The sequence below is a fragment of the Psychrobacillus sp. NPDC096623 genome, from assembly GCF_044762655.1.
In the GTDB taxonomy this organism is placed as follows: Bacteria; Bacillota; Bacilli; order Bacillales_A; family Planococcaceae; genus Psychrobacillus.
This window is the reverse complement of the sequence record NZ_JBIWER010000002.1, coordinates 558648-572269: the sequence shown is the minus strand read 5'-3', so window position 1 is coordinate 572269 and position 13622 is coordinate 558648. Positions and strand designations below refer to the sequence as shown.

General features: G+C 36.0%; 15 protein-coding genes. 3 read left to right on the top strand and 12 right to left on the bottom strand.

From position 1 onward, the window contains the following. Positions 1-24: 24 nt before the first annotated feature. Positions 25-180, bottom strand: coding sequence for a hypothetical protein (locus tag ACIQX2_RS07600; protein ID WP_402848135.1), 156 nt, complete (start codon positions 178-180; stop codon positions 25-27). Positions 181-363: 183 nt separating this feature from the next. On the opposite strand from ACIQX2_RS07600, the gene recU reads away from it, so the two are divergent. Continuing rightward, positions 364-963 carry a Holliday junction resolvase RecU gene (gene recU, locus ACIQX2_RS07595; RefSeq protein WP_402848133.1) on the top strand — a complete coding sequence of 200 codons (600 nt, stop codon included), beginning with the start codon at positions 364-366 and terminating at the stop codon, positions 961-963. Positions 964-984: 21 nt separating this feature from the next. Then, positions 985-3702: a PBP1A family penicillin-binding protein gene (locus ACIQX2_RS07590; RefSeq protein ID WP_402848131.1), complete on the top strand. Its 2718-nt coding sequence runs from the start codon at positions 985-987 to the stop codon at positions 3700-3702. 445 nt (positions 3703-4147) lie between these two features. Here the strand turns inward: ACIQX2_RS07590 and ACIQX2_RS07585 are convergent, their stop codons facing one another. Genes ACIQX2_RS07585 through dinG form a run of 7 tightly spaced genes read right to left on the bottom strand, consistent with a single transcriptional unit; the run spans position 4148 to position 10613 of the window. Then, a complete protein-coding gene (locus tag ACIQX2_RS07585) occupies positions 4148-4438 on the bottom strand; it encodes a YpoC family protein (protein ID WP_402848129.1) in 291 nt (96 codons plus the stop codon). Then, complete coding sequence (gene nth, locus ACIQX2_RS07580) at positions 4425-5081, bottom strand: endonuclease III (RefSeq protein ID WP_402848127.1); 657 nt, start codon at positions 5079-5081, stop codon at positions 4425-4427. Before nth ends, ACIQX2_RS07585 begins: the two co-directional genes overlap by 14 nt. A gap of 9 nt (positions 5082-5090) precedes the next feature. Continuing rightward, on the bottom strand, positions 5091-5801 hold the full coding sequence (locus tag ACIQX2_RS07575; RefSeq protein ID WP_402848125.1) for a DnaD domain-containing protein: 711 nt from the start codon (positions 5799-5801) through the stop codon (positions 5091-5093). Between the two features lie 51 nt (positions 5802-5852). Continuing rightward, the gene (asnS, locus tag ACIQX2_RS07570) at positions 5853-7148 is read right to left on the bottom strand and encodes an asparagine--tRNA ligase (RefSeq protein ID WP_402848123.1); all 1296 of its coding nucleotides are present in this window, start codon (positions 7146-7148) and stop codon (positions 5853-5855) included. Between the two features lie 21 nt (positions 7149-7169). Next, positions 7170-7658 carry a cell wall elongation regulator TseB-like domain-containing protein gene (locus ACIQX2_RS07565; RefSeq protein ID WP_402848121.1) on the bottom strand — a complete coding sequence of 163 codons (489 nt, stop codon included), beginning with the start codon at positions 7656-7658 and terminating at the stop codon, positions 7170-7172. A 3-nt stretch (positions 7659-7661) separates the two neighbouring features. Further along, the gene (locus ACIQX2_RS07560; protein ID WP_241598831.1) at positions 7662-7832 is read right to left on the bottom strand and encodes a YpmA family protein; all 171 of its coding nucleotides are present in this window, start codon (positions 7830-7832) and stop codon (positions 7662-7664) included. A 21-nt stretch (positions 7833-7853) separates the two neighbouring features. Next, entirely contained in the window at positions 7854-10613 is a 2760-nt protein-coding gene (gene dinG, locus ACIQX2_RS07555; RefSeq protein WP_402848118.1) for an ATP-dependent DNA helicase DinG, read from the bottom strand. A 463-nt stretch (positions 10614-11076) separates the two neighbouring features. On the opposite strand from dinG, the gene ACIQX2_RS07550 reads away from it, so the two are divergent. Continuing rightward, positions 11077-11418 (top strand): ATPase, encoded by a 342-nt coding sequence (locus tag ACIQX2_RS07550; RefSeq protein ID WP_402848116.1) that lies wholly within the window; start codon positions 11077-11079, stop codon positions 11416-11418. 70 nt (positions 11419-11488) lie between these two features. Here the strand turns inward: ACIQX2_RS07550 and ACIQX2_RS07545 are convergent, their stop codons facing one another. From ACIQX2_RS07545 to ACIQX2_RS07530, 4 genes are all read right to left on the bottom strand, one after another. After that, a complete protein-coding gene (locus ACIQX2_RS07545; protein ID WP_402848114.1) occupies positions 11489-11863 on the bottom strand; it encodes a hypothetical protein in 375 nt (124 codons plus the stop codon). A 167-nt stretch (positions 11864-12030) separates the two neighbouring features. Beyond that, positions 12031-12576 (bottom strand): GNAT family N-acetyltransferase, encoded by a 546-nt coding sequence (locus ACIQX2_RS07540; protein ID WP_402849144.1) that lies wholly within the window; start codon positions 12574-12576, stop codon positions 12031-12033. Between the two features lie 34 nt (positions 12577-12610). Next, positions 12611-13078: a GNAT family N-acetyltransferase gene (locus ACIQX2_RS07535; RefSeq protein ID WP_402848112.1), complete on the bottom strand. Its 468-nt coding sequence runs from the start codon at positions 13076-13078 to the stop codon at positions 12611-12613. A gap of 174 nt (positions 13079-13252) precedes the next feature. Continuing rightward, on the bottom strand, positions 13253-13525 hold the full coding sequence (locus ACIQX2_RS07530; RefSeq protein ID WP_402848110.1) for a hypothetical protein: 273 nt from the start codon (positions 13523-13525) through the stop codon (positions 13253-13255). Positions 13526-13622: the final 97 nt, after the last annotated feature.

Sequence of the window (13622 nt, the reverse complement as noted above, 5' to 3'; positions counted from 1 at the left end):
CAGCACTAAGCGAACGTACATTCTTTAAAGCTTATTTTCAATTTTCTCTAGCCTTCCAAGTAGTCGAAAGGAGTTTTTGCTAAAGTCCTCTTCAAATTTATCCTGCTCATCATTTAACCGATTTTCCAATAAAAACTCGAGAAGCTCTAACTGATCTATAAGTCTTTCAATTTTGTTCATAAACTATTCCTCCTTTTTAGAGGTATATTCGCTTATTTTAGTTTCTCCCCTTCCTGTTTGACAAAGCATCTTTATAATAGACAAAACTAGTGCGAACTCGACAATTGGTGAGATGAAACCTTCTTTATTATCTGCTCGTCTAATGTACTTGTGATAAACTAATAGCATAAAGAGGTGATTATTTTGGCTATTCATTATCCAAATGGTAAAGCGTATGTTCCAGTAAAAAAAACAAAAACATCATTAAAAAAGGATTACTCTTTCAGTAATAGGGGTAAGACGTTAGAGGATGAAATAAATGATGCAAATGAGTTTTATATCGCTCGGGATATAGCTGTTATTCATAAAAAACCTATACCTATCCAAGTCGTCAAAGTAGACTACCCTTCTAGAAGCAGTGCCGTTATTAAAGAAGCATATTATCGGACCCCTTCTACAACTGACTTTAATGGAGTATATCAAGGTAAATATATTGACTTTGAAGCGAAAGAAACGGAAAATAGAACAGCATTTCCTTTAAAAAATGTTCATCTTCATCAAGTTGAACATATGAGAAAGGTTTCCAACCAACTAGGAATTACATTTCTCCTTATCCGTTTTTCATCATTAGATCGTTATTTTTATTTGCCCTTTGAACAATTATCGTTATTTTGGGATAGAATGCTAACAGGAGGAAGAAAGTCTATTACATTATCCGAAATGGAATCCCATGCAATAGAGATTATTCCAAAATATGCACCAAGAATTGACTATTTAAAAGTAGTCAATGACTTGAACGTATAAAGTGAAAGTGAGGAGACGTTTATGAGTGAGCAAAAAATGACTCGTGAACAACGAAGAAAACAACTAGAAAAAAAGAAACAGCCTAAAAAACCAGCAAAACTATGGATTAAACGAATATTATTAACGATTGTAATAATTGGTGTCGTTGGACTTATAGCTGGAGGATCATTATTCGCATACTATGCAAGCACTGCACCAGAACTTGATGAAACTTCGCTAAAAGATCCTATTAGTCCAAAACTGTTAGATGCCAATGGTGAACTTTTCGCTACGGTTGGTGCCGAAAGCAGGGAATATGTTCCTTATGAAGATATTCCAAAGCAAATGGAAGATGCTATCATTGCAACCGAAGATGCTCGTTTCTATGATCACTTTGGAGTAGATGTATTACGTCTAGGAAAAGCAGTACTCGCTAACATCACAAATGGTTTTGGAGATCAAGGCGCAAGTACCATTACACAACAGGTCATAAAAAATTCCTTCCTTACGAACGAAAAAACTTTAAAACGTAAAGCACAGGAAGCCTATCTTTCCATTCAATTAGAAAGAAAATTTGAGAAAGAAGAAATCTTTGAAATGTATTTTAATAAGGTACTTATGTCTGGTAGAATATACGGCTATGGTACAGCAGCTCAGCATTTCTATGGCAAAGATTTAAAGGACCTTACTTTGGACCAATACGCGGTACTGGCGGGTATGTCACAACGTCCAAATGCATATAATCCATTCAAGAATCCAGAGCTTACACAGAAACGTAGAAACGTCGTGTTACATTTGATGAACTTGCACGGCAAAATTACAGAAGAAGAAATGAAAGCAGCTCAGGCTGTTCCTATCGCTGAAGCATTATTACCGGAAGATCAACGAGTGGCCAAACAAGATTCTAAATATGACGCATTCATCGATATTGTATTAAATGAATTAGAAGCAAACGGTGACGGAGATGCTATTTCTGAAGGAATTACTATCCACACTACATTACAGCCAAACGCTCAAAAACAAGTAGAACAAACATTAAATTCTGATATGTTCCCTACCGAGAAAATTCAGTCGGCTGTAGCAGTTATTGATACAAAAACAGGGGCAATTGCAGCTGTTGGTGGCGGCAGAAATTACGGGGCAGATCGGGGCTTCAACTTTGCTCAAGATATGACTACACGCTCACTTGGCTCTACGATCAAGCCGTTAATCGACTATGCTCCAGCAGTAGAATATTTAGGTTGGTCTACTGGACAAACAATTGTCGATGAAGAAATTACGTATACCGGCACCGAACAAGTAGTTCGTAACTTTGATAGAAAATATAGAGGTGCTATGACATTTAGAGAAGCGTTATATAATTCACGAAATGTTCCAGCGGTTAAAACACTCCAAGAAGTAGGGCCAGATAAAGCCGAGGAATTTATTAGTCGATTTGGAATTGATCTTGGAGAGATATATGAAAGTAGTGCTATCGGTGGTACAAAGAAATCTATGTCCCCTATTCAACTGGCCGGAGCTTATGCTGCTTTTGGAAATAGTGGGGTCCATACAGAACCATTTTCCATAAACAAAATCGTTTATCGTGATGGAAAAACAGAAAAAAATTATAAACCAAAAGCAAAAGAAGTAATGAAGGATTCTACGGCTTATATGATTACGGATGTATTACGTGATGTACTGACAAAAGGTACAGGAAAGCGTGCTGCAGTCAGTGGTTTAGATATTGCAGGTAAATCCGGAACATCCAACTATAGCAGTGATAATATGGAAAAATGGGATCTTCCTAGCAGCGCCTTCCCTGATGTTTGGTTTGCTGGCTATACGACAGATTACTCTGTTTCCGTCTGGTCTGGATATCCTGATATGAAGACACCTATGACTACAAATGAGGAGCGAAATCTACCTCAAAATATTTTCCGAGAAGTTATGGCTAACATTTCTGCTGATGGAGCGAATAAAAAATTCAGTAAGCCGAATTCTGTTGTTGAAGCAACGATCGAAAAAGGCTCAAATCCACTGAAATTGGCAAGCGAATACACACCAGCTGAACTGAAATTGACGGAGTTATTTGTGAGAGGCACGGAGCCTACAACAGTTTCAGAGGAATACGAACAACTAGAATTGAATGCTCCTTCCAATCTAACTGTAGATTATGATGAAATAACTTCAACTGCAACATTAGCATGGGATTTTGAACAGAAAGATCTGGAATCGGAGGTTCAATTCGAAGTCGCTGTGCAGATAGATAACGGACCAACTGAAGTAATTCAAACAACAAACCAACAAGGATTGATCGTCCAAAGTCTAATACCAGGAAGCACATATGTCTTCAGTGTAACAGCAGTTTCAGACGATATTCGAAGTGACAGTGTCTCCATAACATTAACGTTAGATGCTGTAGTCGAAGAAGATTTAGAAAATCCGGATGAAACAGACACGGAAAATCCTGATGGGTCGAACAATGGTAACGGAAACGGTAATGGCAATAATGGAGACGGAACAGATTCAGGGGATGGAACGGAAAATCCTGACGATGGCTCCACAGAAACTCCACCAGATGGTACCGGTGAAACAGACGGTACTGGTGGTACTGGTGGTACTGGTGGTACTGGCGGTACTGGCGGTACTGGTGGCACTGGCGGTACTGGTGGTACTGGTGGTACTGGTGGTACTGGCGGTACTGGCGGTACTGGTGGCACTGGCGGTACTGGTGGTACTGGTGGCACTACCGGAGGAGAATCTGGTACGAATCCATAACAAACAATAGTAAAGTAGCAGATCTTGACTTAAGTCAAGACCTGCTACTTTTTTTCGTAATATAATGATTATGCGAGATTTTTCAGCTACTATGAGAGATAAAAACTCAAATTTAAGTTTCCTTTTTCAAAAGTGATTATTACAAGTTATTTTTTATAAACAATTTGATTAATCTTATTATCTTAGGGAATATGTGTACTCGCTCATTGGATCTTCGTTACAGGTGGGGACTCCGGTGGGATGAGTGAGAAAGATGTGATAACTCATCGCTCACCCCCGGGGGCCAACTGGATGTAGGTCACAAACGAGCCCTGATCCACAGGATGTAGGTTATGCAATCTTTGCTGCAGGACGGGGCGTACTTAGATTGCGTTACCTTTGAGAGGTTGCGCTCTAAGCCTTTGTATCCCACCTGAAACGGAAATCTTAAGCATTACTTATTCTTTCAATTTCTATGTTGTGCTCGTAAGCGTGCAATTTTTTTCTTTGTTTCTTTAAAAAGCTCATCAAGTTGAACAATCGCAACATGTCTTTCTAGGTTAGATTCTATAAAACTAATGCGTTCTTTATAGTTAAGTGGTGCTGCTTCCACTAGTTCATCAAGAATAGAAACTATTAGTTCTATACCCTTTCTCATCAGCTCTACCTTCTTCATGTCCTTTGTTCTACTTAATCCCATAAGCTCTTCACGAATTATTTCCCATTCGTAGAAATAATGCTCATTACTGTGGAACAATTTTATTCATCCTCTTCTTTCCTTCTCTACAAACCGAGAGTAGAGGGCATTCTGGACAATTAGGATTTTGCGCTTTACAGTGATATCTACCGAAAAAGATTAATTGATGATGTGTTTTGGACCATAACTCTATTGGTGTTTTTTTCATTAATGTCTCTTCAACCTGTAATACAGAATCTTTCCACCTGCAAAGTCCTAAACGTTTAGAGACTCTTTCCACATGCGTGTCTACTGCAATCGCTGGAATATCGAATGCGACCGAAACAACTACATTTGCGGTTTTGCGCCCAACTCCCGGAAAAGTAGTTAGTAAATCGCGATCAGGTGGAACTTCACCATTATATAACTCTATTAGCTGTTTACTTAAAGCTTGGATATTTTTAGCCTTATTTCGGAATAATCCTATGGAACGAATATCCGTCTGTAATTCCTCTATGGATACAGCTAAGTAATCCTCAGGTTTTTTATATTTTTGAAATAAGTCTTTTGTCACTTTATTCACTAAAACGTCTGTACATTGTGCCGATAATAACGTTGCCACTAACAATTCGAAAGGGTTATCGTGCACTAACTCACAATGGGCATCTGGGAACATTTGCTCCATTTCATCCAAACAGTAGTACCACTCAGCTTTTGTAAGCAAAATTTACACCTACTCTCTTTCTTCTAACCAGTTATAAAACGGCACTTTCAAACTTGAAGATGGCTGCTCTGCTGTTTTTGGCGCAGGAATATGCTGTCTAAATTGTGCAGATTGATTTTCAGCCGCTTCCACCGTTTTAATATTTTTCTTTTTCCAATCAAATAAAATTCGATCTATATATCGGAGACTTAGCTTTTGTGAAAGTACCGCTTCCTTTAAAGCCAAGCGTATTAGTGCTGCAGAATGTTCGTCCTGGTCAAACCACATACCAATAGTTTCACATTCCATTGGGGATAATAATCGACCAAATTCTTGCTCGAATAATTTATATATATCCCCTTCCTCCTCTTTGCTAAGAAGATCTTTTACATTATTTTGTTGCTGTTCCATATAATCAACTAATAGCTCCCATAACAGATGGAAGGAATAGTATTCATAATGTATCCCATTTTGATCTAAATGCTGCTCTATTTGTATTAACCCCTTCTGCATAAGACGTTGCAAAATAGTTACCACTTTGTTTTCACTAAAATGAGTACGTTCTACTAAGTTTTGTGGGGTAGGGAAATGGTTTCCTGCTTCTCCATAGGCGATTAAATGTAATAAAAGAATCGCTTCTTCATCTCTTATATTAATCGCTTTATAGTGACTAAAAAAAAGCTGGGAAATAGTTACATTTCCCTGCTCAGTCCAAATACGGAGACGATCTCGCTTTTGCATACTCGTACTCCTTTCTCTCTATATAATTCCTATTTATTTGTTTATTTATTTTTATGGATATAAACGATTTAACAAACGTGGGAACGGAATAGATTCACGGACATGCTCTGCTCCACTAAACCACGCTACAGTTCGCTCTAATCCTAGACCAAAACCAGAATGAGGTACAGCACCTTGTTTGCTTAACTCTAAGTACCAAGCATACGCAGATTCATCTAAGTTATGTTCTGCAATACGTTGCTTCATCAGTTCATAATCATGAATACGCTCAGAACCGCCAATTACCTCTCCGTAACCTTCTGGAGCGATTAAATCAGCACATAAAACTACGTCGTCACGCTCTGGATGTGGTTGCATGTAAAATGGCTTAATACCTACTGGATAGTGTGTTATAAACACTGGTTTCTCATAGCTTTCAGCGATGGCTGTTTCATGAGGTGAACCAAAGTCGTCTCCCCACTCAATGTCATCGAAACCTTTTTCATGTAAAAACTTAATAGCATCATCATATGAAATACGTGGGAAAGGTGCTTGGATATTTTCTAATTTCGAAGTATCACGTCCAAGGCGTTCTAATTCTAATGTACAGTTTTTCAATACTGCTTGAGCTATAAATGAAACATACTGTTCCTGCACTTCTAAGCTTTCTTCAAATTCAACAAAAGCCATTTCCGGTTCAATCATCCAGAATTCGATTAAGTGGCGACGTGTTTTAGATTTTTCTGCACGGAATGTTGGCCCGAAAGAAAATACCTTTCCAAGTGCCATTGCTGCTGCTTCCATATATAATTGACCTGATTGAGAAAGATATGCATCCTCGTCAAAGTATTTAGTATGGAACAATTCAGAGGTTCCTTCTGGTGACGAACCCGTTAAAATAGGTGGATCCATTTTTACAAAACCATTTTCATTAAAGAATTCATATGTAGCACGAATAATTTCATTACGAATTTTCATAATAGCATGCTGCTTTCTAGAACGTAACCATAAATGACGGTTGTCCATTAGAAATTCTGTCCCATGCTCCTTAGGAGTTATAGGAAAATCGACTGCAGCATGGATTACCTCAATTTCTTTTACTTGAAGCTCATATCCAAAAGAAGAACGTTCGTCTTTGATCACTTCACCAATGACATACATAGAAGTTTCCTGAGTTAAGCCTTTTGCAGTTTGGAAAATCTCTTCTCCAACCTCTTCCTTTACTACTACACCTTGCACGAAACCAGAGCCATCACGTAATTGTAAAAAAGCAATTTTACCACTTGAACGTTTATTGGCAAGCCAAGCACCCATTTTTATTGTTTCTCCAACATGGTTGGCCATATCTTTAATCATGATTTTTTTCATAATACCCTCCAAAAGTTTTGACTATAAATTCGAAATTCGCTTCCACCATTCCCCATTATCAAATAACAAATATACATAATTGAGGTTGTCTTGCGAATTCACATATGTTATTTCCCACACTGGTCCTATCTCTTCTACACCTAGTTTAGCATGTAATAACTTACCGTCTTTAATATCCTTCATTGCTAAGTCTATAGCTTGCTGCTCCGATATACCTTCATCTAAGCTTACTTCCATAATCTTTTCATCGGACTGCTTTTCTGGTAAAAAATATGCTTTTTTCTCGCCTTTTGCAGTCGTTCCAACTACTGTGAGAAAAGTGGAGTTATTGTTGTATACATAGGTCTTTTCAACGTGAGCAAGCAATTTTTTTTCCAACGCATATGTTTGTGCTTGATCCGCTGCATCTGAAAATGGACTTTTTGCTTGAAAATAAATTAATAAGCTTAATACTAAAGTTAAACTAAATGCAAAAATAACAATAAACAATAACCATCTTTTTAGTACCATCTTTTACGTCCTATAAATGGTGAAAACCGCTTTATTTTCATCCTGCTTATCTAAAGCTAGTCCAAACATTAAATCCTTCTCTTTTAAAGTCCGATTTAATACATCAACTATTTTATATAAGTCTGATTGGTAGTCGACTACAACAGTCGATAGTGTTTCAATTTTATTTTCCATAATACTACCCGCTTTCTAAAATCATCCTTCATTAGTATACCAATTTTCTAGCTCTAAGACCATATTTTCTAATGATACTTTCTTAACAGGAATATTAGGAATAGCCTGTAAAAAGTCTCTTCCATATGACTTTGTCTCAATTCTTCTATCTAAAACGATGAATACTCCCTTATCTGCGGATGAGCGGATGAGACGACCAAATCCTTGTCTAAAACGCAGAACCGCTTCTGGTAAGGAATACGAGGAAAATGGATTTTGACCATTTTTCGTTATCAAATCTGCTCTTTTCTTGAATAGCGGATCATCTGGAGAAGAGAACGGCAAACGGACCATAATAATCACCGAAAGTGCATCACCTGGTACGTCTACCCCCTCCCAAAAACTATTTGTACCAAATAGAACTGATTTGGAAAACCGCTGAAACGATTTTAATAATCGCATTCTACTACCTGAAGTCATTCCTTGTGCGAAAAGCATATAATCATCCAATAAATTCGTATCCTGAATTAATTCCACTGTTTTTCGAAGCATATCTTGGGAGGTGAATAAAACGAAACATCGCCCTTCCGATACTAGCACAGTTTGTACGACAGCTTCTGCAACCGCTTCTATATAATCGCTCTGTGATACCTGTTTAATATCCGGCATATTTTCCACGATTAGCAGCTCTGCCCCATTATAATAATCACTAGCAGCTTTATACTGATAGATAGGGATATCTGAACCTAAGCCCAACTGAGAGGTGATGAAATTTCTATTGGAAGGTACAGTTATTGTGCCAGATGTCCAAATAACCGCTCCCAATTCTCTATGAGGCATTAATGCATTCTTTATATCCTCTTGATAATTTAATGGGCGTTTTATAACCGTGAGGCTACCAGGAATACTTCTTGTATCCATTTCAAGCCATCTCGCCTCTGTTCCTCTATTTTGTAAGAAAATCTCATCCCATTCACTTACTTTAATAGCTAATTCTCTTATCCAATATTGCCATTCATTGATAAATGATTGTAGCTTTTCTTCTTCCACGTGTTTACTGTATGAGTCAATCATAGACTTAGTTGAGAAGATAAAGACCTGAATAGAATTAGCAACGGAACGGAAAATGGTATGTTCTAGGTCGAGGTCTTCCAATGCCATCATCTTTTTTGTACTCTTCCCATTTCTGTTACTTTTTTGAAGGAAAGCATCAATGACATACGATATAGCTCGATCAAACTTCTCAATTGTTTCGACATATTGCTTTTCTAATTGAATTTGTATCGACAAAGGTACTTGTAGAAGCTCCAACTTTTGTAATAACTGCTCGGTATCAAGTGTCCCAAATTGACCTAACACATATTTCCAATTAGTATAAGAAAAAATACGTTCACCACGAGACATACTAGCATGAATCATTTGATGAGCTTCATCTACAACCATTGCACAACCAGATGTCAGTAAGGGTTGTTTTCTTTCTTGATCGTTCATAACCATAGCGTGATTCGTAACTAAAATATGGCAATTATTACTTTTACGGAGAGCTCTTTCATAGAAATCATTTTCTCCTACCTCTTTAATATTGGACAAACTTCCCCGTCTAATTTTATCGACAAATAATTGACCACCTCCAGAGACATTGAGCTCGGTGAGATCTCCATCCTCTGTCAAGGTCAGCCATACTAAAATTTGCATAATCGTAAACGTTTCATCGTACGACTCATCCTCAAGTTTTACCTGCTGCCAAAAGCTGAATAGATCAATATAATGATGCATTCCTTTTAATGTTGCAACCTTTACATTAGTTTCTAAAATAGCGTTTATCTTTGGAATTTCCTCACCCACTAATTGATCTATCAAATGAGTGGTATATGTACTAATTATAACCGGTTTTTTCATTTTGAATGAATAGAGCACAGCTGGCAATAGGTATCCTAATGTTTTACCTATTCCAGTTTCGGCTTCACAAACTATTTCAGATTTGTTAGCTAAGGCAGCTTGAATTTGATCCATTAATTCAAATTGTCCTTCACGCTCTTCAAAGTTTGGAATGTTCTTGCTAAATAATTCTATTTTCATCTCCTTAGTTTGGGGAAAAGAAACTAATTCGGTTTCAGACAGTATCTCTTTCGCTGTTTCCTTTACCGGAATACCGCGGAAAGTTAGAAATTTTTCTGGAGATAACTCTCCTCTTTTGCGAACAAGTACTTCGAAAAATAGAATCGATAAATTAGATTTTAAATGAAAAGATCGCTTATGTAATAACTCAATTGTTTTAAGTGGTAGCTTCGTTAATTGTTCCATACATTTTAACAATAAATGAGCTGTAGCTAGGGCATCATCATCCGCTCTATGGGCAGATTCTAAACCGATTTCTAACTCACCTGCAATATCCTGAAGCTTGTAGCTATATAGGTTCGGAAACATTAACTTTGTGAATTCTACCGTATCCATTGTTTTACATACTAATTTTGGAAGTCCTACTCGCTTCAATTCCTTTTGAAGAAACGGTAGGTCGAAGTGAATATTATGTGCAACAAAAATATAATCCTGTAGTTTATCCAACACTTCCTGGCCAATGTCTTCAAATATCGGTGCATGTTGAACATCTCTATCTGCTATATTAGTCAAATCCTGTATAAATAATGGTATAGGCTTTTCTGGGTTTATAAAAGTGGTGTATGTGTTTACTATTTTGTTATTTTCAATAAATACAATTGCAAGCTGAATAATACGGTCACCATTCGTCGATGAGTGGCCTGTTGTTTCAATATCGACAACTGCATATTTATGATTTTCCATCATTCCTCAACTCACAGTCCTGTTGTTCTAAAAAAATTGTACCACATTCACTTTCCAGTGACGAAACTTTTACTATTAAATAGACATCCTGAGTCATATTTTCGAGCAGTTCTAATAAAAAATCTACAGTAAAATTAAAAAAATCATAAATGTAAAGGTTTCTTTACATTTATGATTTACTCATTTAAGTAATGACCAGTTAGACCATATAAACATATTTAACTTTATTGTTATCAAATCTGGTTGCAAATCACCTTCCTGAATCCATTTTTCAATAATTTGATTTAAAAAATTGGATTAACTAAGGATATTCGGTGACCAACCTTAGGTATCAATTTGAATTATTTTAAACTAAACAATATGTTTTTTAATTAATCTTGTTCAGATGATTAATAGATTAGTGAATATAATGATTAAATAATCTGCAGATTATAAGATTTTAATGCGAGGAGGTGTATTTTATATGCCCTTTACAACTGGACCCATTGAAAACTTTGGGAACCAACCAGCTAATGCAACAAACGTTCGAGTGAAAATCCTCAATCGTACTGGAGGTCCACTTACCGGAGTGGTTAGAGTATTTAGGCTCAATGGGACAAGACAATTAATTAACTCAGCTAACTTTACCGCAAGTGCTAATGCTTCTACTTTTGTAACACTTAATATTGGCGCATCCCCTCAATATGAAGTCGAGATTGTTCCAAATCAAAACGGTGGATTATATAGTGTTTACGGTCGAACAGCTTCTAGTGTTCTCATTACTGCACAACGGGTTCTACACTCAGAATTAGTACAGATTCTTTAGTTTTAAAACAAGATTTTAAAGATTAATATTGATTTTAAAGGGCGCCCTATTCAATCAATAAAAAATTTCTTCACTTCTCAAATTCATCACTTTGATCCAAATTACCTAAAGTAAAAACCAACATCCCCTTAAGTGCTTCAATTGGTTCAACTTTCCTTTTACTTTTCATATAATGTAATGAGAGGAGGCTTAACTGAATGGACCGGTTTTTATTTTTGATGTTAGCTAGTATAATAGCTGGATTTGCATTATTAAAGGTTCCCTTAGCAGATACTTTCTTAGCAGGATTAGAGCCAATAACCAACTTAATAGGTATTTTAGCTATTGTAATTTTCTCTCTTGTCCTTATATTTAAAGCTTCAATGGCCCTATTGGGGAAAAAATAAAAGAAAGAAAGAAAGAAAGGCTCAGATGTTATTCTGAGTCTATTTGATTTACGTGCCATAAAAAATTTATTACCTAATAGGAGGTTGCAAACATCTAAATCACCATAAAAATTGGAAATGCTAATTGAACTTACCTGCCAATTTAGTACAATAAGAAAAAAGCTTTACTCCTACTTGAAGTAAAGCACCCGTTAATTGAATAATGAGAACTAATTAGAAGCTGTAATTATTCATTAAACCTTCCCATTATTACAGTATTATAATAATTTCCATCTGATAGTAGCTTATCCTTTTTTAATACCCCTTCTTCTTCAAAACCATAGTGTTTATAGAGTTTTATGGCTTTTTTGTTGGTTTCAAGTACATTCAAGGTAATTTTCTTAATTTCATTTGTATCAGCCCATCTAATTGTTTCGTTTAACAAGTTAGTACCCATGCTATATCCCCAGTAATCCTTTAGTACACAAACACCAAACTCTACTTTATGAGACATTCTTTTCAACTGATTGCCTTCACACCTAGAGAAGCCAACAATCCTTCCATTTGCTTCGGAAACTAAAAAAAGATTATAGGCACTTTCTGTATCTTCTCTAATTAGTTGTTTAAAACCTACTTCATCAATATATGCCTCACCTCTTTCTCTATCCATATTCTCTGTTTCACCATCTATTTGCAATCGTACTTTAGACAATTTAATGGCATCATTCTCTTTTGCTGACCTTATAATATAACTTAAATTGCGAATATGAAATTCTGTAGGATGTACTTTTATAACAATCTCTTCCTTTCTTAAACTATCTGCTGCGTTAATTCAATACTTTTTTTAAGTCTATTCTTGTATAAGTTTTATCATATGTAGTGCCATCTTCGTTATAGAAAACAGCAGATTTTAAATATGGTTCTGAAACTTCCTTGTAACCAAGTTTTGTAATTAGTTTTATCATCTTTGAATTTTCTATAGGGTCAACACTAACGAAGAGGTCAGTATAGCCTAAATCTCTTGCAATTTTTTCTCGATATTTTATTAAATTCGAACCAACACCATTGCCCCGATAAGTTTCATTTACATAAAGGTCACTTAATTTGGGAAATAACTTTCCCTTTAATTTAAGAACACCAAAACCTAATATAATTTTATTTAGTTCAGCGATTACTAGATATACTTCGTTCTTTTCATACTGTTGGAAATAGCAAATAAATAAGTCTTTATTATTTCTGATACCGCATAAATCATCTAAGTCACTTTCACTCGCTAATCTTATACAATATTTCATTTCTTCCTCCTACACATGAAAATATTCAATAAGTACATAAGATAATCCTCTTAGTTCTTCTTCAACTAAACTGGACCCTTAGTTCAAAAAGAAAAAGAACCACCAAAGTAGGGTATAGCGTAATGGTACAAAAACTTCACCCGTTAAGACTGATGCTCAGTACAATAATGCTTTTTATGCTCCAAACCCGCGAATACCAATTATGACTATTAACAATCCATAGCCTATAGTAAAAAGCGAAATTATTCCCATTCCAACATATTTTAAGGAACCACTTTCTTTGGTCTTGACTCCGTTAACGCCTAACACAAAACCTGTTATCCAAGAAGCAAGCCCTATGAAGAAATAAGGGTTGAAAATTCCATTATTTCCTCGTGAACTCGAGTAAAATAGCAAAATCCCAACTATCGCTAAAATAAAAGATAACAGTCCATATTTTCTCTTCAAATTTTCTTACCTCTCTCCATAAACTAAGTTTAATTTACTCCTATCTACTTCTCCTTTTGAGGATTCTAGATTGGTTGCCGCTAATCCTTGTTAAACT